Genomic DNA, 1962 nt, shown 5'->3' with positions numbered 1-1962 from the left:
CGTCCCGCCGCGACCGGGCGCAGCTCCACCGCCTCGACCAGCCCCACCGGCTCCCCCGAGGCGTCGAGCAGGGCCAGCGGGAGGCCGTCGTCCGAGGCGGGCCCGGCCTGCACCCGCAGGGACGTCCGGCCGCCGGCCGGAGCGGCCGTCAGGGACACTCCGCGCCAGCGCACCGGCTGTACGGGCCGCCCCTCGTGGCCCGGGGCGGCGGCGATCAGACCGTGCAGGGAGGCGTCGAGCAGGGCGGGGTGCAGCCGGTAGGACCCGGCGTCGGCCTCCGCCGGCTCCGGCAGGACGGCCTCGGCGTACTGCCCGCCGTCGGCGCCCCGCCAGGCGGCCCGCAGGCCCTGGAAGGCCGGCCCGGGCTGGTGGCCGCGCAGGGCGAGGTCCTCGTACATCCGGGTCGCCGGCACCGGCGTCGCGCCGGTCGGCGGCCAATCGGTGGCGGCCCGGTTCCGGAGCGGGGCCGGGGCCGGGGCAGGGATGTGGTCGGCGCTCAGGGTGCCGGTGGCGTGCTCGATCCACTCGCCGCCGCCGGTCGCCCGGCCCGAGATCCGGCAGGTCCGCAGCCCGTCGACGTCCGCGCCGGACACCCGTACGCGCAGGTCGACGGCGCCGTCCGCGGGCAGTTCCATCGGGGTGGCGACGGTCAGTTCCTCGATCCGCGCCGTCCCGGCCTTCGCTCCCGCGTGCAGGGCCAGCTCCAGGAAGGCCGTGCCCGGCACGACGACCGTCCCGGCGAGGACGTGGTCGGCCAGCCAGGGGTGGCTGCGGGCCGACAGTCGTCCGGTGAACACCGTCTCGCCGTCGCCGAGTTCGACGGCCGCGCCGAGCAGGGGGTGCTCGGCCGGCGCCTGGCCGAGGTCGGCCGTGCCGGTCGGCCCGGCCGCTCCGGTGAGCCAGTAGCGGCGGCCCTGGAAGGGGTAGGTGGGCAGGTCGACGTGGCCGGCCGCCGCACCGGTGAGGCGCTCCCAGGCGACGGGCAGACCGCGGACGTGGGCCTCGGCGGCGGAGGTGAGGAAGCGGCGCAGGCCGCCGTCGTCGCGGCGCAGCGAGCCGGTGACGATCCCGTCGACACCGGCCTCCTCCAGGATCTGGCCGATGCTGCCGCCCAGCACCGGGTGCGGGCCGACCTCGACGAAGGTGGTGTGGCCGGAGGCGACGAGCGCCTGGACGGCCTCCTGGAAGCGCACGGTGTGCCGCAGGTTCCGGTACCAGTAGGCCGCGTCCAGCCCGGCGCCGTCCTGCCAGTCGGCGGTGACCGAGGACATCAGCGCGATCCCGCCGCCGCGCGGCGTCAGCGGCGCCAGCCCGGCCAGGAGCTCCGCCCGGATCGGTTCGACCGCCGGGCAGTGCGAGGCGAAGGCCGCCGGGATCACCCGGGCGTTGACGCCCTCGGCCCGGTACCCGTCGACCAGGGCGGCGATCGCGTCCGGGGCGCCGGCCACGGCGGTGACGGCCGGTCCGTTGACCGCGGCGATGCTCAGCGCGCCGAGGCGCTCCCGCACCCGCGCGGCGGGCAGCGGGACGACGGCCATCGCCCCCCGGCCCATCAGGTCGACGGCCAGGCGGCTGCGCAGCGCGATGGCGCGGGCGCCGTCCTCCAGGGAGAGCGCCCCGGCCACGACGGCGGCGGCGAGCTCACCCTGGGAGTGGCCGACCACGGCGTCCGGGACGACCCCGGCCTCCCGCCACAGCTCGGCCAGCGACACCATCACCGCCCACAGCGCGGGCTGCACGACGTCGATCCGGTCGAGCGGGGACGCGCCGGTCCGGGCGTCGGACGCGGCGTCCGTCCGGGCGTCGGACGCGGCGTCCGTCCGGGCCTCGGCCGGGGCGTCGGCCAGGACGTCGGCCAACGACCAGTCGACGTACGGCGCGAGCGCCCGCTCGCACTCGGCCAGGCGGGCCGCGAACACCGGGCTCTCGGCGGCGAGTCGCGCCGCCATCCCGCGCCACTGG

General features: G+C 78.6%; 1 protein-coding gene. It reads right to left on the bottom strand.

Annotation, left to right across the window (positions count from 1 at the left end; translation table 11 throughout):
• Nucleotides 1-1949: acyltransferase domain-containing protein (locus AE652_RS40395; RefSeq protein WP_234348722.1), on the bottom strand; the 1949-nt coding region annotated here is incomplete at its 3' end.
• Between the last annotated feature and the right edge of the window lie 13 nt (nucleotides 1950-1962).

Source organism: Kitasatospora sp. MY 5-36 (assembly GCF_001182915.1).
Classification (GTDB): Bacteria; Actinomycetota; Actinomycetes; order Streptomycetales; family Streptomycetaceae; genus Kitasatospora.
The sequence above is the reverse complement of the archived record's forward strand: the minus strand, read 5'-3'. Positions and strand labels throughout refer to the sequence as shown.